The 25,168-nt window shown below is 71.9% G+C and carries 17 protein-coding genes; 9 read left to right on the top strand and 8 right to left on the bottom strand.

Features of this window, described 5'->3' with window-relative positions; genetic code table 11:
• The first annotated feature begins 28 nt into the window (after positions 1 to 28).
• On the top strand, positions 29 to 1,297 hold the full coding sequence (locus E5083_RS29325) for a glycosyltransferase family 87 protein (protein ID WP_135788707.1): 1,269 nt from the start codon (positions 29 to 31) through the stop codon (positions 1,295 to 1,297).
• A 25-nt stretch (positions 1,298 to 1,322) separates the two neighbouring features.
• Positions 1,323 to 2,915: a glycosyltransferase family 2 protein gene (locus E5083_RS29320; protein ID WP_425276764.1), complete on the top strand. Its 1,593-nt coding sequence runs from the start codon at positions 1,323 to 1,325 to the stop codon at positions 2,913 to 2,915.
• A 7-nt stretch (positions 2,916 to 2,922) separates the two neighbouring features.
• Here the strand turns inward: E5083_RS29320 and E5083_RS29315 are convergent, their stop codons facing one another.
• Positions 2,923 to 3,546 (bottom strand): TetR/AcrR family transcriptional regulator, encoded by a 624-nt coding sequence (locus E5083_RS29315; protein WP_135788705.1) that lies wholly within the window; start codon positions 3,544 to 3,546, stop codon positions 2,923 to 2,925.
• Positions 3,547 to 3,723: 177 nt separating this feature from the next.
• On the opposite strand from E5083_RS29315, the gene E5083_RS29310 reads away from it, so the two are divergent.
• The 4 genes from E5083_RS29310 to E5083_RS29295 all read left to right on the top strand — a co-directional run bounded on the left by E5083_RS29310 (position 3,724) and on the right by E5083_RS29295 (position 9,413).
• Positions 3,724 to 4,632 carry an ABC transporter permease gene (locus tag E5083_RS29310; protein ID WP_135788704.1) on the top strand — a complete coding sequence of 303 codons (909 nt, stop codon included), beginning with the start codon at positions 3,724 to 3,726 and terminating at the stop codon, positions 4,630 to 4,632.
• On the top strand, positions 4,625 to 5,455 hold the full coding sequence (locus E5083_RS29305; protein WP_208754196.1) for an ABC transporter ATP-binding protein: 831 nt from the start codon (positions 4,625 to 4,627) through the stop codon (positions 5,453 to 5,455). Before E5083_RS29310 ends, E5083_RS29305 begins: the two co-directional genes overlap by 8 nt.
• Before the next feature lie 104 nt (positions 5,456 to 5,559).
• Complete coding sequence (locus tag E5083_RS29300) at positions 5,560 to 7,758, top strand: CDP-glycerol glycerophosphotransferase family protein (protein WP_135788703.1); 2,199 nt, start codon at positions 5,560 to 5,562, stop codon at positions 7,756 to 7,758.
• On the top strand, positions 7,755 to 9,413 hold the full coding sequence (locus E5083_RS29295; protein WP_135788702.1) for a glycosyltransferase family 2 protein: 1,659 nt from the start codon (positions 7,755 to 7,757) through the stop codon (positions 9,411 to 9,413). Before E5083_RS29300 ends, E5083_RS29295 begins: the two co-directional genes overlap by 4 nt.
• Positions 9,414 to 9,420: 7 nt before the next feature.
• Here E5083_RS29295 and E5083_RS29290 read toward each other — a convergent pair whose 3' ends face one another.
• The 4 genes from E5083_RS29290 to E5083_RS29275 all read right to left on the bottom strand — a co-directional run bounded on the left by E5083_RS29290 (position 9,421) and on the right by E5083_RS29275 (position 17,676).
• Positions 9,421 to 10,818, bottom strand: coding sequence for a hypothetical protein (locus E5083_RS29290; protein ID WP_135788784.1), 1,398 nt, complete (start codon positions 10,816 to 10,818; stop codon positions 9,421 to 9,423).
• Between the two features lie 209 nt (positions 10,819 to 11,027).
• Positions 11,028 to 15,971, bottom strand: a complete 4,944-nt coding sequence (locus E5083_RS29285; protein ID WP_135788701.1) for an NAD-glutamate dehydrogenase — start codon at positions 15,969 to 15,971, stop codon at positions 11,028 to 11,030.
• Between the two features lie 483 nt (positions 15,972 to 16,454).
• Entirely contained in the window at positions 16,455 to 17,123 is a 669-nt protein-coding gene (locus tag E5083_RS29280; RefSeq protein WP_135788700.1) for an HAD family hydrolase, read from the bottom strand.
• 58 nt (positions 17,124 to 17,181) lie between these two features.
• On the bottom strand, positions 17,182 to 17,676 hold the full coding sequence (locus tag E5083_RS29275) for a DUF6912 family protein (RefSeq protein ID WP_135788699.1): 495 nt from the start codon (positions 17,674 to 17,676) through the stop codon (positions 17,182 to 17,184).
• Between the two features lie 303 nt (positions 17,677 to 17,979).
• On the opposite strand from E5083_RS29275, the gene E5083_RS29270 reads away from it, so the two are divergent.
• Entirely contained in the window at positions 17,980 to 18,426 is a 447-nt protein-coding gene (locus E5083_RS29270) for an Rv3235 family protein (protein ID WP_135788698.1), read from the top strand.
• A 131-nt stretch (positions 18,427 to 18,557) separates the two neighbouring features.
• On the opposite strand, the gene secA is transcribed toward E5083_RS29270, so the two are convergent.
• On the bottom strand, positions 18,558 to 21,401 hold the full coding sequence (gene secA / locus E5083_RS29265; protein WP_135788697.1) for a preprotein translocase subunit SecA: 2,844 nt from the start codon (positions 21,399 to 21,401) through the stop codon (positions 18,558 to 18,560).
• Between the two features lie 252 nt (positions 21,402 to 21,653).
• Between secA and E5083_RS29260 the strand changes: the two genes are divergently transcribed.
• Entirely contained in the window at positions 21,654 to 22,301 is a 648-nt protein-coding gene (locus E5083_RS29260; RefSeq protein ID WP_135788696.1) for a GNAT family N-acetyltransferase, read from the top strand.
• Positions 22,298 to 23,488: a winged helix-turn-helix domain-containing protein gene (locus E5083_RS29255; RefSeq protein WP_135788695.1), complete on the top strand. Its 1,191-nt coding sequence runs from the start codon at positions 22,298 to 22,300 to the stop codon at positions 23,486 to 23,488. The genes E5083_RS29260 and E5083_RS29255 overlap by 4 nt, the downstream gene beginning before the upstream one ends.
• On the opposite strand, the gene E5083_RS29250 is transcribed toward E5083_RS29255, so the two are convergent.
• Together E5083_RS29250 and hpf are read right to left on the bottom strand one after the other, a co-directional pair.
• Positions 23,485 to 24,231 carry a response regulator gene (locus tag E5083_RS29250; protein WP_135788694.1) on the bottom strand — a complete coding sequence of 249 codons (747 nt, stop codon included), beginning with the start codon at positions 24,229 to 24,231 and terminating at the stop codon, positions 23,485 to 23,487. The two genes, E5083_RS29255 and E5083_RS29250, sit on opposite strands and share 4 nt — an antisense overlap.
• Before the next feature lie 202 nt (positions 24,232 to 24,433).
• Positions 24,434 to 25,126, bottom strand: coding sequence for a ribosome hibernation-promoting factor, HPF/YfiA family (hpf, locus tag E5083_RS29245; RefSeq protein WP_031182675.1), 693 nt, complete (start codon positions 25,124 to 25,126; stop codon positions 24,434 to 24,436).
• Between the last annotated feature and the right edge of the window lie 42 nt (positions 25,127 to 25,168).

Genomic DNA, 25,168 nt, shown 5'->3' with positions numbered 1-25,168 from the left:
CCATCCGCGCGGATTAGGCTCCCACGCGATGAACCGTCTCCGTGTCACCTCCGGTCCGGTCCTCGCCCTCGTCGCCGGCTGGCTCGCCACCCGCGCGCTGATGCTGGGGCTCCTCACCCTCGGCTCGGCGCACGTGCTGGGCGGCGGCTCGGTGTCGCGCGAGGTGTGGCGGCTGTACTTCCACTGGTACGGCGTGCTGTCGCAGGGCACGTTCCCGACGCACGACACGCTGTGGCAGTACCCGCCGGGCGCGGGGCTGGTGCTGCTGGCGCCGGGGCTGCTGCCGTGGCTGTCGTACTTCGAGGCGTTCGTGCTGCTGACGCTGGTGGCGGACGGGGCCGTGGCGGTGGCGCTGGCCGTCGCCGGGCGGCGCACCGGGCGCAGTCTGCGCGGCGCCGCGCTCTGGGTGGGCGGTCTCCCGCTGCTGCTGCACATGCCGCTGGCGCGTTACGACGTCCAGGTCACCGCGCTCGGTGTGGCCGCCCTGCTGGCGCTCGGCCGGTCGCCGCGCGCGGCCGGGGTGTTCGGCGCGCTCGGCGCGGTGGTGAAGGTGTGGCCCGCGCTGGTGCTGCTCGGCGTGTCACGCGGACGGGCGACCCGCTCGGCGTGGTCCTGGGCGACGGCGGCCGGCTGCGCCTCGCTCGCGGTACTGGCGCTGCTGTTCGCCAACCCCTTCGCGTTCCTGCGCGAACAGGGCGGCCGGGGCGTCCAGTTGGAGTCGCTCGGCGGCACCGCGCTCAACCTGGCCCGGCACGCGGGCTGGTCCGGCACGGTGCGCTACCAGTACGGCTCCATGGAACTGGTCGGCCCCCAGGTGCACACGGTCGCCACCGCCTCCCTCGCCCTGACGGCGGCCGCCTTCGCGCTGCTGGTGGTGTGGCGACTGCGGGCCCGGCACTTCTCCCCGGCGACGCCGTACGACGCGGCGCTGACCGCCGTGCTGCTGTTCACCGTCACCAGCCGGGTCATCAGCCCGCAGTACCTCATCTGGCTGCTGGGCCTGGCCGCCGTCTGCCTGACCTCCCGGCACACCCGCCAGCGTCCGGTGGCGGTACTGATCCTCATCGCCACCGGGGTGAGCACCCTGGTCTTCCCGATGAACTACGGCGCGGTCATCGACGGCACCTGGCCTGGCTGCCTGCTCATCCTGGCCCGCAACCTGCTGCTGCTGGGCGCCGCCGTGCTGTCCTTCGTCCGGCTGTGGCAGTCCACCCGGCCCCCGGCCAACGTGCCCGCGAGCCGCGCCCTGCCGGAGCCCGGCCGGGTCCCGGACCGCGCCGCTCTGACCGGTTCCTGACGGCCCGGCAGCGACCATGGACCCCATGCCCGAAGCGCCGCAGGTCGCCGTCGTGGTCATCGGCTACGACGACGCCGCCCATGTCACCGACGCCGTGCGCTCCGCGCTGGACCAGGGTCCGGCGGTGGGCGAGGTCATCGCCGTGGACGACCGCTCCACCGACGGCAGCGCCGAGATCCTGGACCGGCTCGCGGCCGCCGAGCCCCGGCTGCGGGTGCTCCGGCACGCCGTCAACAGCGGCGGCTGCGGCACCCCGCGCAACACCGGCACCGACGCGGTGAGCCTGCCGTACGTGATGTTCCTGGACAGCGACGACCTGCTGCCGCCCGGCGCGGTGGCCGCGCTGCTGCGGGCGGCGACGGAGACGGGCGCCGAGGTGACGGCCGGGCTGTGCGTGCGCCGGGAACTGCCCTCGGGCCGCGAACACCCCTGGCAGGCACGCCTGTTCGCGGAGCCGGCGCTGATCGGGCACCCCGCCGAGCGCCCGCACCTCGTCCACGACACCCTGTGCGTCAACAAGCTGTACCGCACCGACTTCCTCCGGGTGAACGGCATCCGCTTCCCCGAGGGCCGCTACCTCTACGAGGACTTCGTCTTCACCGCCCGCGTCCTCGCCGCCGCCCCCCGCCTCGCCCTCGTCCCCGACCTCGTCTACGTCTGGCACGTCCGCCGGGCCGCCGAACAGCTCTCGCTCTCCCTGAACCGGGAGCACATCGGCAACTGGCACGCCCGCACCCGCGCCTGCGCCGAGGCGTACGAGATCCTGCGGGGCGCCGGTGAGACGGAGCTGGCGCGGGCGGCGCGGGCGAAGTTCCTCGACCACGAACTGCGCATGTACCTGCGCGAACTGGGCCTGCGCGACCCGGAGTACCGCCGCGCCTGGTGGGTGCACACCCGCAACTGCCTCGCCGGGTACGACGCCGAGGACTGGGCGCGGGACCCCGCCGCACCCGGCACCCTGCTGGGCCGGTTCGTGCTGGCGTCCCCCGAGCCGCGCGACCTCCCCCGGCTGCGCGAGCTGGCCGCCCGCCCGGCCCGCCTGCTCCCCCCGTACGCCCGCACCCCCGAGGGCACCCCCGTCTGGTCGGACGCGCATCCCGGCGTCGACCTGACCCCCCTGCTGACCTGCCCCACCGAGGCGCTGCCCTGCGCGATGGACGCCGAACTGCTCCCGCACGCGCGCGGCGCCCGGCTCCGGCTGCGCCTGCACGAGCTGTACGGCCGGCTCGCCGAGGCGGGCCCGCTGGCGGTGACCGCCCGCTGGCACGACCGGACGACCGGCCGCCCGGCCCGGCACATCACGCTGCCGCTGGCCCCCGCGCCGAACGGCACCTGGACCGCCGAGGCGGCCGTCGACCTGCATGCGCTGGGCGCGGGCGTCTGGGACCTGTGCCTCACCGTCCACTACAAGGACGGCGCCCACCGGGACATCACCGCCCACGCCCGCACGGACAGCCCCCACCTGCGCAGACGCGCCCTGCCCAGCCCGCGCCACCTGGTCCTGCTGGCCCACCCCTACGCCACCCACTCCGGCGCCCTGTCCCTGCGCGTGGCGACGGGCCCGGCAGGGGCGGCCCGGGTGGCGCGGGGCCGGCTGCGGAGGCTGATCGGCGGCTGATCGCCGCCTAGAGCGCCTTCAGCGCGCCCGCCGTCGCCTTCGCCAGGTTCGCCAGATAGCCCTTCGGCAGCTTCGGGCTGCGGATGATCACCGCGCGCCAGTAGAGGGGGCCGGAGATCAGGTCGAGGGCGAGGTCCAGGTCGAGGTCCGCGCTCACCTCGCCCCGCTCCCGCGCCGCCGCCACGATCTTGGACGCGACCCCGTCCTGCCCGTCCCGCACGGCCTTCTGGAGGGTCTCGGCCATCTCCGGGTTGCGGGCGGCCTCCGCCTGGAGGTCGGGGATGATCTGCGAGGCCACCGGGTGGCGCAGGGCGCGCGACATCACCTCGTACAGCAGCCGGAGGTCGCCCTCCAGGGAGCCGGTGTCCGGGGCGGGCAGGCCGAGGACCGCCATCGCGGAGACCACGTCCAGCACCAGGTTCAGCTTGGAGCGCCAGCGCCGGTACACCGCCGTCTTGCCGACACCGGCCCGGCGCGCGATGCCCTCGATGGACATCCGGGCGTACCCCACGGCGGCCAGTTCCTCGAAGACGGCCGCGCGGATCGCCTCCGTCACGTCCTCCCGGAGCACGGCGGCACCGGCCGGGGCCCGGCGCGGGCGCGCCGGCGGTTCGTCGGCGTTGGTCGTCATGCCCACCAGCATAGGCGGGACGACGCAACGGTTGCGTTCCGTCGCCGGATGGGCCTACTCTCCCGTTGCGACGATACGGTCCCGTCCCGACGTAAGTAAACGTACGGGAAAGCGTGCGGAAACGGCGGGCAACGGCCGGACCGCGCTTCCCCCACCACCCGATCGAAAGCAGCGGATGTGAGCCATGTCCTCGACGCACCGCCCCCGATGCAGGTTCCGGCCGACGGCGACCTGGCGGCACTGGCCGCCCGGCACGGCCTGACCGTCAGCGGCGCCCGCCCCTCCGTACCGGCGTACGTCCGGCAGCTCTGGGACCGGCGGCACTTCATCACCGCCTTCGCCACCGCCAAGCTGACCGCGCAGTACAGCCAGGCGAAGCTCGGTCAGCTCTGGCAGGTGATGACCCCGCTGCTGAACGCGGCGGTCTACTACTTCATCTTCGGCGTGCTGCTGGGCACCAAGCGCGGGGTCGCCGACTTCATCCCGTTCCTGGTGACGGGCGTGTTCGTGTGGACGTTCACGCAGAGCTCGATCATGGCGGGCACGCGGGCCATCTCCGGCAACCTGGGCCTGGTGCGGGCGCTGCACTTCCCGCGCGCCGCGCTGCCGATCTCGTTCTGCCTCCAGCAGCTCCAGCAACTGCTGTTCTCGATGCTGGCGCTGATCGCGATCATCCTCTGCGTGGGCGTGCCGGTCTCGGCGTCCTGGCTGCTGGCGCTGCCCGCGCTGGTCCTGCAGTTCGTGTTCAACGCGGGCGTGTCGATGGTGCTGGCCCGGATGGGCGCCAAGACCCCGGACATCGCCCAGCTCATGCCGTTCCTGCTGCGCACCTGGATGTACGTGTCCGGCGTGATGTGGAGCATCGACCAGCACACCAAGGACCAGCCGCGCGCGCTGTCGCTGCTGCTGGAGTACAACCCGGCCGCGCTCTACATCGACCTCATGCGGTTCGCGCTGATCGACAGCTTCGGCGCCGGCAAGCTGCCCCCGCACGTGTGGCTCGCGGCGGCCGGCTGGGCGGTCGCCGCCGGGATCGGCGGCTTCATCTACTTCTGGAAGGCTGAGGAGACCTACGGCCGTGGCTGAGCAGACCATCTCCCCCGTCCCGACCGCTCAGGGCGCGAGCGCCGAGCAGGTCCCCACCGTCGTCGCCGACCGCGTCGACATCGTCTACCGGGTCAACGGCACCGGCGCGGGCCGGGGCTCGGCCACCGCCGCCCTCAACCGCATCCTGCGCCGGGGCAAGGCCGAGAAGGCGGCCGGGGTGCGCCGGGTGCACGCCGTGAAGAAGGTGTCCTTCGTCGCCCACCGGGGCGAGGCGATCGGCCTGATCGGCTCCAACGGCTCCGGCAAGTCCACCCTGCTCAAGGCGGTGGCCGGCCTGCTCCCGGTGGAGAACGGCCATATCTACACCGACGGCCAGCCCTCGCTGCTGGGCGTCAACGCGGCCCTGATGAGCGACCTGACCGGCGAGCGCAACGTCCACCTCGGCGGTCTCGCCATGGGGATGTCCCGCGAGCAGATCAAGGAGCGCTACCAGGACATCGTCGACTTCTCCGGGATCAACGAGAAGGGCGACTTCATCACCCTGCCGATGCGCACCTACTCCTCGGGCATGGCGGCCCGGCTCCGCTTCTCCATCGCCGCCGCCAAGGACCACGACGTGCTGCTGATCGACGAGGCGCTGGCCACCGGTGACCGCTCCTTCCAGAAGCGCTCCGAGGCCCGCATCCGCGAGCTGCGCAAGCACGCCGGCACGGTCTTCCTGGTCAGCCACAACAACAAGTCCATCCGCGACACCTGCGAGCGGGTGCTCTGGCTGGAGCGCGGCGAGCTGCGCATGGACGGCGCCACCGAGGACGTGCTCAAGGAGTACGAGGCGTTCACGGGCGACCGCAAGAAGAAGTAGCCAAGGGGCTTCCGCTTCACGCGTGGATATCCCTTTCAGTCGTGTAATGACAGTATGTTATGAAAGGTGACCGCCGGGACGAAGAGCCGAAGGAGCCCCTCCAGATGCCCCAACTCAGCGTCATCGTCTACGGGCCCAACACGCAGGGGCATCTGACCGAACTGCTCGACTCCCTGGACGCGCATCCGCTCCCGGACACCGAGGTGATCGTCGCGGCGGTCGGCGACTGGGCGCGGGAGACGGCCGAGGGCCACGCCCCGGAGACGGTCACCGTGCCGCTGCCCGAGGGCACGCCGGACGCCGAGGCCCGGTCGGCGGGGGCCGCGCGGGCCTCGGGCCGCTGGCTGCACTTCGTGCACGCCAAGGACGGGCTGCCCGCCGGAGCCCCCCGGCTGCTGGCCGAGCGCACCGCCGAACTGGACGAGCGCACCGACGTCGTGCTGCTGGACCATGTCACCACCACCTGGCGCACCACCGCCGTCCCCTCCCGCGACGGCCGCCTGCTCGCCGGGGCCGGCCGTGCCGCCGTCACCCTGGACGACTCGCCCGACCTGCTCCGCCTCACCCCGCTGCTCGGCACCCGCGCGGTGCGCGCCGCGTTCTGGCGGGAGCACGAGGAGGAGTTCTCCGGCGGCGACGAGAACTTCACCGCCCAGGCCGCCCTGCTCCGCGCCGACCGCGTGGCCTGCCTCGACCAGACGGCGTACGACGACCGCAGACTGCGCCGGGAGAGCCTGCCCCCGCGCACCCCCGAGGACCGCTACGCCCTGATCGACCGCTACGAGCGCCTCCTCGCCCTCACCGAGGGCCGCCGCCCGGTGCGGGCGGTGCTGTACGGGCTGATGGTCCGTGACCTGGTGCGGGTCTTCGCCCGCGAGGGCATGCCGGAGCCGGTGGCCCGCGAGTTCTTCCGCCGTGCCTCGGCCGCCGCCGTCCGCTGGCGCCCCGAGGGCCACCAGCGCCCGGCGGGCCTGGAAGGCGTACGGCACGCGCTGCTGGAGGAGGGCGCGTACACCAGGTACCGGGCGCTGCAGACCGCCAACCGCACCCGGCGCTCGGCCCGCAAGGCGGTCCGCGCCCGCAAGCGGCGGCTCGGGGTGCGGCTGCGCGAACAGCAGTACCGCAGGGCGCTCACCCGCCCGCTCGATCCCCACCTGGCGGTGTTCGCGGCCTACTGGGACCGGGGAGTGGCCTGCAACCCGGCCGCCATCGCCGCCAAGCTGGCCGAACTCGCCCCGCACATCCACCCGGTGTGGGTGGTGACCAAGGAGAACGCGGCCCTTCTTCCCCACGGCACCGACCATGTCATTCCCGGCACCCGGCGCTACTGGGAGACGCTGGCCACCGCCAAGTACCTGGTCAACAACGTCAACTTCCCCAACGCGGTGGTCAAGCGCCCCGGCTCGGTCCATCTCCAGACCCACCACGGCACCCCGCTCAAGCGCATGGGCCTGGACCAGCGGGAGCACCCGGCGGCCGCCCAGGGGCTCGACTTCGCCGCCCTGCTGTCCCGGATCGACAAGTGGGACTACAGCGTCAGCGCCAACAGCCACTCCACCCGGATGTGGGAGCGTGCCTACCCGGCCCGCTACACCTCGCTGGACCACGGCTATCCGCGCAACGACGTCTTCTACACCGCCACGGCCGATGACGTACGCGCCGCCCGCGAGCGCCTCGGCATCCCGCCCGGCCGCACCGCCGTCCTCTACGCGCCGACCCACCGCGACTACGAGGCCGGGTTCACCCCGCGCCTGGACCTCGCCACCCTCGCCGACCGGCTGGGCGAGGACACCGTGCTGCTGGTGCGCGCCCACTACTTCTACGGCGGCGGCGCGGCCTCCCCGCTGACCGGGCTGCGCCGCACCGGCCGCATCATCGACGTCTCCGCCTACGACCCGGTCGAGGAACTCTGCCTGGCCGCGGATGTGCTGGTCACGGACTACTCGTCGATCATGTTCGACTACGCCAACCTGGACCGCCCGATCGTCGTGCACGCCGACGACTGGGAGACCTACCGCACCACGCGCGGGGTCTACTTCGACCTGATGGCCGAGGCCCCCGGCCGGGTCGCCCGCACCCAGGAGGAGCTGACCGAGATCCTCACCTCGGGCGCCTGGCGCGACGAGACCGCGACGAAGGCCCGCACGGCGTTCCGGCGCCGCTTCTGCGAGTTCGACGACGGCCGGGCCGCCGAACGGGTCGTGCGGCGGGTGTTCCTCGGTGAGCCCGAGGAGGCGCTGCCGCCCGTGCTTGAGCTGGAGGAACGTTCCCCCGCCCCGACGCCCGAGGAGCTCCAAGGATGACGACCCCCGACGTCACGGTCACCGTCATCGTCTACAACGACGCGGCCCGGCTGCCCCGCGCGGTCGCCTCCCTGCGCGCGCAGACCCACGAGAACATCGAGATCGTCATCAGCGACGACCACTCCACCGACGACACCCCCGAGGTGGCCCGGCGGCTGGCCGCCGAGGACAGCCGGGTGCGCTACCTGCGCCTGCCGGAGAACAGCGGCGGGTGCAGCGCCCCGCGCAACCGGGCCATCGACATCGCCCGCGCCCCGTATCTGATGTTCCTCGACAGCGACGACGAACTCCCGCCCCGCGCTGTCGAGTTGCTACTCGCGGCGCACCGGGAGCGCGAGGTCGACTTCACCATGGGCGCGGTGCGCCGGGTCCGGGTGGACAACGGCCGCCGCACCACCTGGATGCCGCACCTGGTCCGCGAGCGCCGCACCCTGAACGGCATCGCGGCCGACCCCCGGCTGCTCTTCGAGCACCTGTCGACCAGCAAGATGTACGCCCGCGCCTTCCTCGACCGCCACCACCTGCGCTTCCCCGAGGGCATCCACTACGAGGACCAGCTCTTCTCGGCCCAGGCGTACGGCCTCGCGCGGGCGTTCACGATCATCCCGGACCCGGTCTACACCTGGTACATCGAGCCGTACGCGGACCAGTCCAGCGCCTCCATCTCCAACCAGCGGCACAAGATCTCCAACGTCGCCGACCGGGTGCACGTGCAGCGCCTGATCGACGCCTTCCTGGTGGAGAGCGGGCAGGCGGGGCTGCGCGAGGACAAGGACTTCAAGTTCCTCAAGCACGACTTCCGGATGTACGCGGGCGACCTGCCCTACCGGGACGACGCCTGGCTGGCGGAGTTCGCCGAGGTCATGAACCCCTACCTGGACACCCTCGCCGAGGGCGCCTACGCCCGGCTGCCCCGCCCCGAGCGGGTGGTGCTGGAGCTGCTGCGCGCGGGCGACCTCGCCGGGGTCCGGCTCGCCGCGCGGGGTCTCGGGCACCCGGTGGCCCCCCGCGAGGTCACCGCTGACACCGACGGCACGCCCTACTGGGGCGGCTCGGTGCCCAGGACCGAGCGGGGGCGGCGGGAGCTGGACCTGACCGACCTGGAGCTGGAGACCCGCCCCTTCTCCACCGCCTTCTTCCGGCACGAGATCACCGACCTGCGGCCCGGCCCGGGCGCCGCGCTGACCCTGACGGTGCGCACCTACGACCCCGGACTGCGGCTCCCGGTGGGCCCGCAGCGGGCGGGGCTGCTGCTCTCCCCCGGCCGGCGGCGGCTGACGGTGCCGTTCCGGCTGGACCCGGTGCGGCCCGGCGTGTTCGAGGGCCGGGTCCATCTGGACCTGACCCTCGCCCGGCTCCCCCTCCAGGGCTTCGAGGGGGTCCGGCATCCGCAGGTCCGCCTCCAGCAGCAGGGCCTCGCGCACTCGGGGCTGCTGCTGGCACCGCTCACCTTCCCGGCGCTGTCCGCGCGGGTGGAGTCGGGGGGCGCGGCGCACCGGATCACGGTCGAGCCCGAGGGGCGCAACCCCGGCCGGCTCCAGATCCGCTGGCAGCCGGTGGGGGTCACGGCGCGGGTGCTGCGGCCGGTGGTGCGCAGGATCGACCGGCCGCGGGTGCGCAACGCGTTCCGGCTGGTGACGAGCGCGCTGAAGTGAGCCCCGCTCAGTCGCGCACCGCGTAGAGCACCTGTCCGGCCGGGCCGGTCGTCACCGGGCGCAGCCACGGCTCGGCGTCGGCGGCCGGCCCGATCACCCAGCGCACCCCGTACCGGCGCGCTATGGCCCGCCGGGTCTCGGAGGAGGTACCGGCGTCGAAGTACCGCTGCACCGCCGCGTCCCGGCCGCCCTGGTCCGGCAGGAACACGTCCGGGTAGCCGGGCGCCACGGTGTACGGGCCGTAGGCGGGGATCTGCCGGGACGGCACCGTACGGGCCATCACCACCTGCCCGTAGCCGACCCAGGGCGTGATCCAGTGGTAACCGACCCACGGCGGGCGGTACTTGGCGGCGACCGGCGCGGGCAGCGCGTCGCGCGGGACGACATAGCCGAGCATCCCCGCCTGGCCCCAGGCGCCCACGGCCAGGGCGGCCCCGAGCACGCAGGCCCAGCCGAGCCGGTACGCCCGCCGCCCGGCCGACACCGTCTCCAGCGCGGCCGCGAGCTGGGCCGGGATCAGCGCGGCGGGCGCGGCGCGGCCCCAGGAGTAGTGCCCGGTAAGGCCCCCGGCCGCGAACAGCAGGGCGCCCAGGGCGAAGAAGAGCACCAGCGGGTCCCGGTGGTCGCGCCGCCAGCGAAGTGCGAGGGCGACGACCCCGAGCAGGGCCAGCCCGAACCGGCCGAGCAGGTCGGAGTAGAGCGAACGGTGGATCGCCTCAAGCCCGGTGCCGGCGGAGAACAGCGCGAAGAAGTCGTAGTACGGCCACAGCCACAGCAGGACGATACCCACGGCGAGCGCGACGGCGAGCCTCGGGAGGACCTGGCGGTCCGGGCGGGCGGCGAGGACCGTGGCGAGCGCGCCGAGGGTGGCGACCACGCCGGTGAACTGGTGGCAGAGCAGGATCAGCGCCCAGAGCGCGCCGAGGCCGAGCCAGCGGGCCCAGCCGGTGGGCGCGCGGAGGGTGGTCGTGAGCCAGGCCCAGAAGTGGAAGGACAGCCCGAGCGCGAACACGCTGGGATACGCGACCGTCAGCGCGAGGGAGTTCAGGCCGAGGAAACCGCTCCAGTTGAGCAGGTCGGGCCCCCACAGGAGGACCAGGCACAGCAGGGCGAGCGCGGGCGCCGCCCGGTGCGCGCTGAGCGTGCGCACGTACCGCCATACCCCGGTGAACAGCAGCCCGAGCCCGGCCAGCGCGCCGATCCGCAGCACCACGAACACCGGCAGCCCGGTCAGCCGGGCGAGCAGGCCCAGTACCAGTATCCAGGGCGAGTAGTACGGGCTCGGGGTTTCCGCGTCGACCAGCGGGTTGCCGGGGTCCAGCAGGCTGTGCCGGAGCCGCTGCACCGTCGCCGCGTGTATGCCCAGGTCACCGGCCCAGGGCAGCCGCACCACGGCCAGCAGCATCAGCAGCGGGACGAGCGCGGCGAGGGCGACGGCCACCAGTGACGGGGCCTCCCGCGACGACGGACGGGCCCGCCGTGCGCGGGACCCGGTGAGGTTCGCTGTCACGGGCCAGACCCTATCCGAAACGGACAGAACACTCCTAAAGCGACAAGGGCGCCCCCGGCCGGGTTCTCCGGTCCGGGGGCGCCCCTACGCTCAGGCGGCGCCGGTCACGCGTGCGTGCGCAGCAGCGTCCGCATCGTGCGCATCGCCACCGAGAGGTTGGCGAGGTCGAACGCGTCCGAGCTGCGGATCTCCTCCAGCGTGGCGCGGGCCCGGCTCAGGATGGGCGCGTTCTTCTCCTCCCACGCCTTGAACCGCTGCTCCGGCGTGGAGGTGCCGTTGCCCGCCGCGAGCACGTCCGCGGTGAGCGCCGCGTGGGCCGCGTACAGGTCCTCGCGGATGGAGGCGCGGGCCATCGACTGCCAGCGGTCCGCGCGGGGCAGCTCGATGATGCGGTCCATGAGCTGGGTGATGTGCAGCCGGTCGGCGAGGTCGTAGTACACCTCGGCCACGTCCAGCGGCTCCTTGCCCGTGCGGTCGGCCACCGAGACGATGTCCAGCGCCGGGAAGGCGGAGGAGAACCCGGCCACGCGGGTGGCCAGTTCGGCCGGGACACCGGCGGCGGACAGCTCGTCGTACACGTGCTGGTACCACTCGAGGTCCGCGCCGCGCAGCAGCTTCGGCATCTGCTGCCAGACCTGCTCGACCCGGTCCGCGAAGAACTCCACGGTCTCGGCGAGCTGGAGCGGCTGCGGCCGGTTGTTCAGCAGCCAGCGGGTGCCGCGCTCGACCAGCCGGCGCGAGTGCAGCCGGATACGGGTCTGCACGGCCGCGTCGACCTGGTTGTCCAGCGCCTCCACCGCGTCCCACACCGGGGACGAGCAGAAGATCGCGCGGGCCGCGGTCTGGGCGCGGACGATCTCCTCCAGCGAGGCCCCCGTCTCCTCGCGGAGCCGGTGCAGATACGTCGTACCGCCCGTGTTCACCGTGTCGTTGACCAGCACGGTGGTGGTGATCTCCCGGCGCAGCGGGTGGCTGTCGATGACCTCGGCGAACCGCTCGCGCAGCGCGGTCGGGAAGTACGCGTGCAGCAGCCCGCGCAGGTACGCGTCGTCCGGCAGCGAGGTGTGCAGCAGCTCCTCGGCGACCGTGATCTTCGTGTACGCCAGCAGCACCGCGGTCTCGGGGCTGGTGAGGCCCTGGCCCTGGTTCAGCCGCTCCCGGATCTGGCGGTCGGTGGGCAGGAACTCCAGCGCCCGGTTGAGGTGGCCCTCGCGCACCAGGTGCCGGATGAACCGGGCCTGCGCGTGCAGCATGTCCTTGGACTGGGCGAGCGCGTTGGCCAGCGCGGTGTTCTGCGCGTAGTTGTTGCGCAGGACCAGGGCGCCGACCTCGTCGGTCATCTCCGCGAGCAGCTTGTTGCGCTGCTTGACGGTCATGTCCCCGTCGGTGACCAGGCTGTTGAGCAGGATCTTGATGTTCACCTCGTGGTCGGAGGTGTCCACACCGGCGCTGTTGTCGATGGCGTCGGTGTTGATCCGGCCGCCCTGCAGCGCGAACTCGATCCGGCCGAGCTGGGTCAGGCCCAGGTTGCCGCCCTCGCCGACGACCTTGACGCGCAGGTCGGCGCCGTCGACGCGGATGGCGTCGTTGGCCTTGTCACCGACGTCGGCGTCGGTCTCCGCCGAGGACTTGACGTAGGTGCCGATGCCGCCGTTCCACAGCAGGTCGACCGGCGCCTTGAGGATCGTCTTCATCAGGTCGGCCGGGGTCATCTTGGAGACCTTCTCCTCGATGCCCAGCGCCTCCCGGATGTGGTGGTTCAGCGGGATCGACTTGGCGCTGCGCGGGAAGATCCCGCCGCCCGCCGACAGCAGCGAGGTGTCGTAGTCGGCCCAGCTCGAGCGGGGCAGCTCGAACAGGCGGCGGCGCTCCGCGTAGCCGGTGGCCGCGTCCGGGACCGGGTCGATGAAGATGTGCCGGTGGTCGAAGGCGGCGACCAGGCGGATGTGCTCGGAGAGCAGCATGCCGTTGCCGAACACGTCGCCGGACATGTCACCGATGCCGACGACCGTGAAGTCCTCGGACTGGGTGTCCAGGTCCAGCTCGCGGAAGTGCCGCTTCACCGACTCCCAGGCGCCCCGCGCGGTGATGCCCATGCCCTTGTGGTCGTAGCCCGCGCTGCCGCCGGAGGCGAAGGCGTCCCCGAGCCAGAAGTCGTAGGACTGGGCGACCTCGTTGGCGATGTCGGAGAACGTCGCCGTGCCCTTGTCGGCGGCGACCACCAGGTAGGTGTCCTCGCCGTCGTGACGGACCACGTCCTCGGGCGGGACGACCTCGCCGGCCACCATGTTGTCGGTGATGTCGAGCAGGGCGGAGATGAACGTCTTGTAGCTGGCGATGCCCTCGGCCAGCCAGGCGTCCCGGTCCACGCTCGGGTCGGGGAGCTGCTTGGCGACGAACCCGCCCTTGGCGCCGACCGGCACGATGACGGTGTTCTTCACCATCTGCGCCTTGACCAGGCCGAGGATCTCGGTACGGAAGTCCTCACGCCGGTCCGACCAGCGCAGGCCGCCGCGCGCGACCTTGCCGAAGCGCAGGTGCACGCCCTCGACGCGCGGGGAGTACACCCAGATCTCGTACGCCGGGCGCGGTGCGGGCAGGTCGGGGATGGCCTGCGGGTCGAACTTCATCGACACGTACGCGTGCGGGCCGCCGTCGCGGGCTTCCTGGAAGAAGTTGGTGCGCAGGGTGGCCTTGATGACGGTCAGGAAGGAACGCAGGATGCGGTCCTCGTCCAGGCTCGCCACCTGGTCCAGCGCGGCGTCCAGCTCCTCCAGCAGGGCGTCGGTGATCTCCAGCCCGGCCTTCTGCCGGTCCGGGGACATCCGGGCCTCGAACAGGGAGACCAGCAGCCGGGTGGTGTGGACGTTGTTGCGGAGGGTGTCCTCCATGTAGTCCTGGCTGAAGGTGGAGCCCGCCTGGCGCAGGTACTTGGCGTAGGCGCGCAGCACCATCGCCTGCCGCCAGGTCAGCCCGGCGCTCAGCACGAGGGCGTTGAAGCCGTCGTTCTCCGCCTGGCCGGTCCAGGTCGCGGCGAACGCGTCCTGGAACCGCTCGCGGCCGTCCTCGCCCAGGTGGTCGGCGCCGCCGGCGGTCTGCGGCAGGCGCAGGCCGAAGTCGTAGATCCACGCGGTGCTGCGGTCGGTGCGGCGCAGCTCGTAGGGGCGCTCGTCGACGACCTCGACGCCGAGCCGGTTGAGGACCGGCAGCACGGCGGAGAGGGAGACCGCGTCACCCTTGCGGTAGATCTTGAACCGGCGCTCGCCGGGGGCGGCGCCCACCGGCTCGTACAGGCTGAGCGAGAAGTCGTTGCCCTTCTCGTTGCTCAGCCGCTCCAGGTGGACCAGGTCGGAGACCGCGGCGCGCGGGGAGTGGTCGGCCTTGTAGCCCTCGGTGAAGGCGTTGCTGTAGCGGCGCAGCAGCTCGGCGGCGCGCTCCTCGCCGCACTCGGCGTTGAGCGCCTCGGCGAAGCCGTCGGACCAGGAGCGGGTGGCCTCGACCAGGCGGGCCTCGATGCGCTCCTTGTCGGCGTCGGAGAGCTGGGGCAGCTCGGTGCCGGGCTGGACGCGGACGACGAAGTGCAGCCGGGACAGGATCGACTCGGTGTTCCAGGCGGTGAAGTCGACGCTGATGCCGCCCAGTTCCTCCTTGAGGATGTCGATGATCCGCAGCCGGACGCCGGTGGTGTACCGGTCGCGGGGCAGGTAGACCAGGGCCGAGTAGTAGCGGCCGTATTCGTCCTGGCGCAGGTAGAGCCGCAGCCGGCGGCGCTCCTGGAGGTACAGCACGCTGGTGGCGATGGACTGCAGCTCGGCGGGCGGGGTCTGGAACAGCTCGTCGCGCGGGTAGGTCTCCAGGATCTGGAGCAGGTCGCGGCCGTCGTGGCTGTTGGGCGAGAACCCGGCGCGCTCCAGCACCTCGGCGACCTTGCGGCGGATCACCGGCACCCGGCGCACCGACTCGGTGTACGCGGCGGAGGAGAACAGCCCGAGGAAGCGGCGCTCGCCGACGACGTTGCCGTCCGCGTCGAACTTCTTGACGCCGATGTAGTCCAGGTACGACGGGCGGTGCACGGTGGCCCGGCTGTTGGCCTTGGTCAGCACCAGCAGGCGGTGCTCGCGGGCCTTGGCGCGGGCGTCGGCCGGGAGCCGCTCGAAGGAGGGGCTGACCGGGTGTTCGTCGTCCTCGGAGTGGTGCGGGTCGGAGCGCAGGATGCCGAGGCCGGTGCCGGCCTTGGCGCTCAGCGAGTCGTCGCCGCGCAGCTCGTACTCGCGGTAGCCGAGGAAGGTGAAGTGGTCGGCGGAGAGCCAGCGCAGCAGTTCGCGGGCCTCGTCCACCTCGGCGGCGGGGAGGTCGGCGGGGCGGGGCTCGTCGCGCAGCTCGTCGGCGATCCGGACGGACGCCTCGCGCATCTTCTCCCAGTCCTCGACGGCCTCGCGCACGTCGGACAGGACGCGCAGCAGGTCGGCGGAGATCTGCTTGAGGTCGGCGCGGTCGGTCTCGCGGTCGATCTCGACGTGAATCCAGGATTCGACGTGCGCGTCGTGCGGCAGCTCGCCGTGCGGGCCGGTGGGCAGGACCTCGATCAGCTTGCCGGTGACATCGCGGCGGACGACGACCTGCGGGTGGATCACGACATGGATGCCGCGGCCCTGGCGGGTCAGCTCGTTGGTGACCGAGTCGACCAGGAAGGGCATGTCGTCGGTGACGACCTCCACGACCGTGTGGCTGCACGTCCACCCGTTCTCTTCCACGGTCGGGGTGTGCACCCGCACGTTGGCCGTGCCCTGCGGGCGGGTCTCGGCGAGACGGTAGTGGGAGACCGCGGCACCGAAGACGTCGACCGGGTCGCGGTCGGCCAGGTCTTCCGGGGCGGTGTGCAGGTAGTAGCGCTGGAGGAACGCGAGCACCGCTTCGCTGTCCGGGGTGCCGGAGGTGCCCTCGCTCGTGGTCCCGGTCGGTAGGTGCCCCCCGACCGGGCTGTTCTCAGCTACCCGAGCGGCCCGATCGAGCAGCTCGGCCTTGGCTTCGTCCAGCTTGGTCTGCATTGTCCTCTGGCTCCTGTCGCGCGCCGTTGCGTGACGTAGAAGGAAGTACGGTCTCTTCCCCTCCGGTATGACGCCACGGCCCGAGGTGTCCGGTCCGTTCCGACGCTATGCCGCGAGGTGAGATGGGCGGGGGGATTTCGGCCATTGTCGACAGACTTGTCGGAAGCGACGCTGCTCTCCGCACCGTCGTGCCGGAGGCCGTCCCCGGTGTCCTGGGGGCTGCGACGCCCCCGTCCCGCCCGGGAAGATCAGCGACCGCCGCCCGGTCACGGAGTTCGTCCGTGCGGTCCGGGCGCAGGGCAGGGACTGTGGCGTCCCCGCGAGATATCGCGCTGATCACGCCACAAGGCTATCGCTCCCGACGGGGGCCCCGTCATGAGCCGTATGTGTACAAAACCGGGGGGTGAAGTTTGACGTTCTGCACAGCGGCGACGAGGGGGCCGGTGGCGTATTCGCGCCAGGGCGGGAACGACCGCGACACCGTTACGACGCTATTCGGCGGGCCTCCGCGACGGCCTCGGCCAGGCTGTCCACCACCGGGGCACCGGCGCCGCGCAGGCTCTCGGGGCCGTGCGAGCCGCCCGTGTACAGCACGGCACGCGCGCCGACGTGCTGGGCGGCCAGCGCGTCGTCGGCCGCGTCACCGATGACCACGGTCCGCTCGGGGTCGACCAGGGTGCTCATCGCCTTGAGGTGGCGGACCATGTGCTCGGCCTTGCTGCCGCCGGAGGGGCCGGTGCGGCCGTCGACGCGCAGGAAGTGCGACTCGATGCCGAGGCCGCGCACCAGCGGGACCAGCTCCTCGTGCCCGTACATGCTCAGCAGGGACTGGCTGTGGCCGTCCGCGCCCCAGCCGGCCAGCAGCTCGGCCGCGCCCTCGGTGAGCCCGCAGCGCACCCGGTGCTCGGCGTAGTGCCGCTGGAAGGCGCCGTCCATGACCTCCCACTCCAGGTCACTGGGCAGCCGGCCCATCAGGCGCTCGTAGAACTTCGGTACGGGGACGCAGTACAGCGCGCGGTACCGCTCGAGCGTGATCGGCTCCAGGCCCAGCTCGGCGAAGGCCGCGTTGGTCGCCCCGATGATCGCGTCGTTGTCGTGGAACAGGGTCCCGTTCCAGTCCCAGACGATGTGTGCGCTCTGCTGCATCCCCATGCCCAAAAAGGTACCGGGGACCACTGACAGCGGGTATGGGCGAGGGGGTTTATGCAGGTCAGGGGGCTGCGAGCAGGCTGGGGATCTCCTGCGTGGCGAACCACAACAGCTCGTGGTCGTCGGCGGCGTCCACGGCCTTGCGGGCCGTGTCGTCGCCGGCGTCGGCCGCCTCGACGGCCCGGGCGGCGGCGGTGACGTCGGCCTCCGCGTCGTCGGCGTCGGCGTGCACGGCCGCGGCCTTGGCGAGCCGGGCCGAGGCGGCGACGGTCACCTCGCCGAGGCCGTCCGGGTCGGGGGTGACGGCGCCGTCCGCGACGTCTACCGCGACGACGATGCGGCGCGGGGCCGCCTCGGCTTCGGCGGCCAGCAGCCGAAGCGAGGCGTTCGCGGCCTCGCCGAGCGCGGTGTACTCCAGCTCCTCCAGGTCGTCCGTACCGCACCACTCGCGCAGCGCGGGCGTCACGGCGTAGGCGGCGAAGGGGTCCGCCGCCAGCACACCCGTCTCGTGGGCCTTGGCGAGGCCGGGGAGGGTCAGGGGTACGTAGACGCGCATGCGGGCCGCTCTTTCCTGGTCACTTTCCTGGTCAAAGGAGGGCCTCCAGAATACGTGCGGCCGTCCCCTTTCGAGTTCCCGCCCGACCCCCGTACGGCGTCAGCCCACCGCACCGCGGGTCACCCTCCCGCACCGTGCGACCACGGGGTCCACGGAGCCCTCCGTCACACGGATAAGTGAACCCCGCGAGGCCCGCGACACCGGCCGAGCTTCCTTGCCGGGCCGGTCCCCGCCCCCGTACAAGGTCCCCACCTACTTGAGTTACCGCCCGGTACATACCGGGCCGGCCGAACGGGGACTTCCATGAACAAGGTCATGAGCCGCAAGCCGCAGACCCGGCCGCACCACCGGCCGCCGACCCGCCACGACACCCGCCGCCCCGGCACCCCCACACGCAGCCGCACCACGACGGCGCGCCCCACCGACCTCTTCGCCGACCGCCTGCTGGCCGTCCTGAGCGGCCAGCGCCCCGTCCACTGGATGCTCCGCCACACCGCCGGCTCCGCCTACGACGACCTGGTCCGCCTCGCCGAACGCACCCCCCTCCGCACCCACGGCCCCCGCCCCACCGTCCACGACCTCGGCTGGTTCGTCCCCCGAACCGGCGCCCTCGAAGTCTTCGCCCGCATCGCCGCCGGCAACCACCTCCGAGCCCTCGCCTTCCGCCTCGAACAGTCGGAAGACCTCCGCTGGCGCTGCACAGCGGTAGAACTGGCCACCCCGCCGGCCCGCCGGCCAGCAGCGCCCTGAAGGGCGCCTAGCGGGCCTCAGGAGCCATATGGGCTGTCGCCCCGCCCCCTAGCACTGGTACGACACGACTCGGGGCCGGACCCCCGTTAGGGAGGACCCGGCCCCGGTTCACTGCTCAAGCCTCGCGCACGCTACTTCTTGCGGCGCCGGCCGCCCTTCGCCTGGCGGCGGCGCTCCGCGCGGGTGAGGCCGTCGGACTCGGAGCGGATGGGCTCGTCGTCCTCGAGGTCGCGCTCGATGACGCCGCCCTCGCCGTCCACGGTGGGCGCGGAGAAGTGCAGCTCGCGGCGCTGCGGCACGTCGAGGCCCTTGGCCCGGATCTCCGGACGCGCCCCGGCGGGAACCTGCGCGGGCACGGTGTCCTGGACGCCCTCGCCGACCGGCTGGGCCTCCACCGGGACCTCCTCGACCTGCTGCTCGACCTGGACCTCCAGGTTGAACAGGTAGCCGACGGACTCCTCCTTGATGCCCTCCATCATGGCGGTGAACATGTCGAAGCCCTCGCGCTGGTACTCGACCAGCGGGTCCTTCTGCGCCATGGCGCGGAGGCCGATGCCCTCCTGGAGGTAGTCCATCTCGTAGAGGTGCTCGCGCCACTTGCGGTCCAGCACCGACAGCACGACGCGCCGCTCCAGCTCACGCATGATCTCGGAGCCGAGCTGCTCCTCACGCGCCTCGTACTGGGCGTGGATGTCGTCCTTGATGGACTCGGAGATGAACTCCGCGGTGAGCCCGGCCCGGTCGCCCGCGGCCTCCTCCAGCTCCTCGATGGTGACCTTCACCGGGTAGAGCTGCCGGAAGGCGCCCCACAGCCGGTCGAGGTCCCAGTCCTCGGGGAACCCGTCGGCGGTCTCGGCCGCGATGTACGCGTCGATCGTGTCGTTCATGAAGTGCTGCACCTGCTCCTGCAGGTCCTCGCCCTCCAGGACGCGGCGCCGCTCGCCGTAGATGACCTCGCGCTGCCGGTTGAGCACCTCGTCGTACTTCAGGACGTTCTTGCGCGTCTCGAAGTTCTGCTGCTCGACCTGCGACTGCGCGGACGCGATCGCGCGGGTGACCATCTTGTTCTCGATCGGCACGTCGTCCGGCACGTTGGCCATGGCCATCACGCGCTCCACCATCTGCGCCTTGAACAGCCGCATCAGGTCGTCACCGAGCGAGAGGTAGAACCGCGACTCGCCGGGGTCGCCCTGACGGCCGGACCGGCCGCGGAGCTGGTTGTCGATACGCCGCGACTCGTGCCGCTCGGTGCCGAGGACGTAGAGACCGCCGCTCAGCTCGACCTCTTCCTTCTCGGCCTTCACCGCCTGCTCGGCCCGGGCCAGCGCGGCGGGCAGCGCGGCCGCCCACTCCTCGATGTGCTCCTCGGGGTCGAGCCCGTGCTGGCGCAGCTCCGCCTCGGCGAGGTCCTCGGGGTTGCCGCCGAGCTTGATGTCGGTACCGCGGCCGGCCATGTTGGTGGCCACCGTCACGGCGCCCTTGCGGCCCGCCTGCGCGACGATCGACGCCTCACGCTCGTGGTGCTTGGCGTTCAGCACCTCGTGCTGGATGCCGCGCTTGCTGAGCTGCTGGGAGAGGTACTCCGACTTCTCCACCGAGGTGGTGCCGACCAGGATCGGCTGGCCCTTCTCGTGCTTCTCGGCGATGTCGTCGACGACCGCCTCGAACTTGGCGACCTCGGTGCGGTAGATCAGGTCCGACTGGTCCTTGCGGACCATGGGCCGGTTGGTCGGGATCGGCACCACGCCGAGCTTGTAGATCTGGTGGAACTCGGCGGCCTCGGTCATCGCCGTACCGGTCATGCCGGAGAGACCGGGCACTTCCTTGCCCTGGTGGTCCTGGCGCTTGTAGAGGCGGAAGAAGTTCTGCAGGGTGATCGTGGCGAGCGTCTGGTTCTCGTCCTTGATGTCCACCCCTTCCTTCGCCTCGATCGCCTGGTGCATGCCCTCGTTGTAACGGCGGCCCGCGAGGATACGGCCGGTGTGCTCGTCGACGATCATGACCTCGCCGTCGATGACGACGTAGTCCTTGTCCTTCTTGAACAACTCCTTGGCCTTGATGGCGTTGTTCAGGTAGCCGACGAGCGGGGTGTTGACCGACTCGTAGAGGTTCTCGATGCCCAGCCAGTCCTCGACCTTGGAGACACCGGACTCGTGGATGGCGACGGTGCGCTTCTTCTCGTCGACCTCGTAGTCGCCGGTCTCCTCGATGCCCTTGAGGGGGTTGCCGGCCTCGCCCTTCTTGAGGCGGGTGACCAGCTTGGCGAAGTCGCCGTACCACTTGGTGGCCTGGTCGGCGGGGCCGGAGATGATCAGCGGCGTACGGGCCTCGTCGACGAGGATCGAGTCCACCTCGTCGACGATCGCGAAGTTGTGGCCGCGCTGCACCAGCTCGTCCGACGCCCACGCCATGTTGTCGCGCAGGTAGTCGAAGCCGAACTCGTTGTTCGTGCCGTAGGTGATGTCGCACGCGTACTGCTCGCGCCGCTCGGCCGGCGTCATGTTGGCCAGGATGCAGCCGACTTCGAGGCCGAGGAACTTGTGGACGCGGCCCATCATCTCGGAGTCGCGCTCGGCCAGGTAGTCGTTCACCGTGATCAGGTGGACGCCCTTGCCGGACAGGGCGTTCAGATACGCGGGCAGGGTGCCGACGAGGGTCTTGCCCTCACCGGTCTTCATCTCGGCCACGTAACCGAGGTGGAGCGCGGCGCCGCCCATGATCTGCACGTCGTAATGACGCTGGCCGAGGACGCGCTTGGCGGCCTCGCGGACGGTGGCGAACGCCTCGGGGAGCAGGTCGTCCAGGGTCTCGCCGTCCGCGTACCGCTGCTTGTACTCCTCGGTGAGAGCCCGCAGCTCGGCGTCGGAGAGGTCGACGAAGTCCTCTTCGATGGAGTTGACCTGGTCCGCGATGCGGTGCAGCTTGCGCAGGATCTTGCCTTCGCCTGCACGCATGATCTTCGAGAGGACGGACACGGGGGGTGGTCTCCTTGCCGGTCGGGCCTGGGACGGTCGGTTTCCATAAGACTTGATTGAGCAACGGCCATCGTATGCGAGGACCCCGCCGCGCCGGGAGGCCCGGCGGCGCAGTGGTCCTTCCCCTTGGACAACGTCCGGGGACCCCGGATGGTGCCGCGCCACGCCGATGATTTGCGCGAATGGTGATACGTCGCTCACGCAGGGCGAAATCCGTTGGCACGGAATGTCCGCTCCGCGCACACTCGCCGGATGGACCCCGTCGTACTGACCACCCCACGCCTGCTGCTGCGCGCCGTCCGCCCGGACGACACCGAGGCCGTGTTCGTGGCGGCCCAGGACCCCGCGATCCAGCGCTGGATCTCCTCCTTCCCCTCGCCCTACCTGCGGGAACACGCCGAGGCTTTCGTCGGCGGCACCGTGCCCGAGAGCTGGGCGGACGACTCGATGTACACCTTCGGCGCCTTCCTGCCGGCCGGGGAGCTGACCGGCATGCTCAGCGTCGTGATGCGCGGCCCCGGCCACGGCGAACTCGGCTACTGGGCCGCGCGCGAGCACCGGGGCCGGGGGTACGTCACCGAGGCCGCCTCCGCCGTCGCCCGCTGGGCCTTCACCGCGCTCGCGGTGGACCGGCTGGAGTGGCGCGCCGAGGTGGGCAACAGCGCCTCCCGCGCGGTGGCCGAACGGCTCGGCTTCACCGTCGAGGGCGTCCTGCGCGCGGGCGTGGGCAGCCGGGGCATCCTGCGGGACTCCTGGGTGGGCTCGCTGCTCCCCTCGGACCTCGGACTGCGCTCCACGGTGCCGTATCTGCCCGCCCCCGCCCGGCCCGCCCGGCCTTCAGAGGCGAAAGCGCAGGTCGGCGGGGACTGTCAGTGGCACCCTCTATCGTCCCCGTCATGACGACCCTGCCGCGCCCCGCTGTCACCCTCACCGCGGACGACGCCCGCCGACTCGCCCTGCGGGCCCAGGGCTTCCTTGGCGCCCCCGACCGCCGCTCGGGCGCGCGCGGGGTGCTCCGGGCGCTCGGCGCGGTCCAGCTCGACACCATCTCGGTGCTGGCCCGCTCCCACGAGCTGATCCCGTACGCGCGGCTGGGCGCGATCGGCCGCCCGTCCGTGGAGTCGGCCTACTGGCACACCCCGGCCTCCGGCGCGCCCCACGCCTTCGAGTACTGGTCGCACGCCGCGTGCATCCTGCCCGTCGAGGAGTGGCCGCACTTCGCGTTCCGCCGCCGCGCCTACCGCGACCGCCCGCACTGGAACCACCAGTTGCCCGAGGGTGTGTACGACCAGGTCATCAAGCAGCTCCGCACCGAAGGCCCGCTCACCGCGACGGAGTTGGGCGGCGCGAAGCGCACCAGCGACTGGTGGGACTGGTCGGGCACCAAGGTCGCCGTGGAGCGCGCGCTGATGTACGGCGAGGTGGTCTGCGTGGAGCGCCGGAGCTGGAAGCGGGTGTACGACCTCGCCGAGCGCGCGATCCCGAAGGAGCTGCTCCACGACGACCTGGACGACGCCGAGTGCCTGCGCCGCCTGGTCCGGCTGGCCGGCGAGGCGCTGGGCGTGGGCACCCGCGCGGACATCGCGGACTACCACCGCCTCAGGGGCGAGCAGGTCGACGCGGTGATCGCCGAATCCGGGCTGGTGCCGGTCGAGGTCGAGGGCTGGTCCAGGCCCGCCTGGGCCGACCCGGCCGCACTGGCGACGCCCCCGCGCGGCCGCCACCGCACCACCCTGCTCTCCCCGTTCGACTCCCTGATCTGGGAACGGGCCCGCACGGAACGGATCTTCGGCTTCACCCACCGCCTGGAGGCGTACGTCCCCAAGCCGAAGCGGGTGTACGGCTACTTCGCGATGCCGGTGCTGTCCGGCGGGCGGCTGATCGGCCGGGTGGACCCGGCGCGCGAGGGCCGCACGCTGGTGGCCCGCCAGGTCACGCTGGACGGCCCGAAAGCGGTACCGGGCGTGGCCCAGGCCCTGATGGAGGCCGCGTCCTGGGTGGGCTGCACGGACGTACGGGTGGAGCGGGTCGACGCCCCCGAACTCCGCGCCCCGCTCACGCTGGAGCTGGCCCGCGCGCTCTCCTAGCGGATCTCGAGGATCTTCTCGCGCATCGCGTAGACGACCGCCTCCATCCGGGAGTGCAACTGCAGCTTCTCCAGGATGTTGCGGACGTGGTTTTTCACGGTGTTCTCGGAGATGAACAACTCCTTGGCGATGTCCCGGTTGTTCATCCCGGTGGCGACGAGCTTGAGCACCTCCAGCTCCCGGTCGGTCAGCCGGGGCGCGGGCACGAGGCGCCGCTCGTCGGTGCGCTGGATCATCGACTTGAACTCGGTGAGCAGCTTGGACGCCATGGAGGGGCTGATCTGCGACTGCCCGTCCGCGACCGCGCGGATGGCGGTGGCCACCTCGTCGGTGGAGATCTCCTTGAGCAGGTAACCGGTCGCGCCCGCCTTGATGGCGTCGTAGAGGTCGGCCTCCTCGTCGCTGATCGTCAGCATGATGATCTTGGCGCTGGGGGCGACCTCCTTGATGGAGGTGCACGCCTCGATCCCGCCCCGCCGGGGCATCCGCACGTCCATCAGCACGATGTCGGGCAGCAGATCGGCCGCCTTGTCCACGGCCTCGGCGCCGTCCCCGGCCTCGCCGACGACCTGGATGTCCTCCTCGGCCGCTAGCACGATCTCCAGACCGCGGCGGAACAGCGCGTGGTCGTCGACCACCAGCACCCGGATCGGCTCGTCGCGTCCGGGGTCCAGGTCCGGCTCCACGCCGATGACGCCGTCGTCGGCGCCCGCGTCGCGCATCGGTCCGAAGGTGTCCGCCATCGTTCCTCCCCCTGAAGGCTGTGGCCCGTGTTCCGTGCCATCGCCAACCCAAGGCAGCGGCCCACCGGTTGGGCCGGTGCGGTCATGATTTCATGCTCCGGCGCCCGAACGGTGACGCACAGGGGGCGAACTGGTCGCACACCGGTGCCCCTGGGGGCGCACACGCGTCCCAGGGGCACCGTCTCCGCTCCCGCCGGGCAGGTCAGCCGCCCAGCGTGTCACCCGCCGCGGGCGGCTGCGCCTCCGCCACCATCGGGTCCGTGTTGAGGTGGATGACGCCGTAGTCGTAGGCGTGCCGCCGGTAGACGACGCTCGGCTCCTTGGTCTCGGAGTCGACGAACAAGTAGAAGTCGTGGCCGACCAGTTCCATCTCGTAGAGGGCCTGGTCAAGGCTCATCGGGGAGGCGACGTGGGTCTTCTCGCGGACGATCAGCGGGCCGTCGCCCTTGACCTCCAGCGAGCCGATCCTCTTGGTGGGCACCCCGTCGGACTCGGCGGTCGGCACGGGCTCACCGTCGGGGTAGAGCGTCGCCACGCCGGGGACGACGTCGGGTACTTCTGCGGCCGGGGTGCGTCGTGCGCCCCGGCGCACGACTCGCTTGTCGTGCTGCTTGCGCAGCCGTGCGTCCAGCTTCTCCGCGGCCATGTCGAGGGCCGCGTACGGGTCGCTGGCCGATGCCTCCGCCCGGATCACCGGACCGCGGGAGTGGAGCGTGATCTCCACCCGGTCACAGCGGTCGGCCTGACGGGGGTTGGGCTCCTTGGACACCTCGACGTCGAGGCTGATCACCTTGCCGTCGAGCCTCTGGATCTTCTCCAGCTTCAGCTTCTCGGCCACGTGCTTGCGGAACCGCTCAGGTACTTCGGTCTTGCGGCCCTTGACGACGATGTCCACGCAGAACTCCGTTCCCGGATCGCTCACGCCCTAGGCGGAGCG

Source organism: Streptomyces bauhiniae (assembly GCF_004784475.1).
GTDB classification, from domain to species: domain Bacteria; phylum Actinomycetota; class Actinomycetes; order Streptomycetales; family Streptomycetaceae; genus Streptomyces; species Streptomyces seoulensis.
This window is presented reverse-complemented; position numbering and strand designations above follow the sequence as displayed.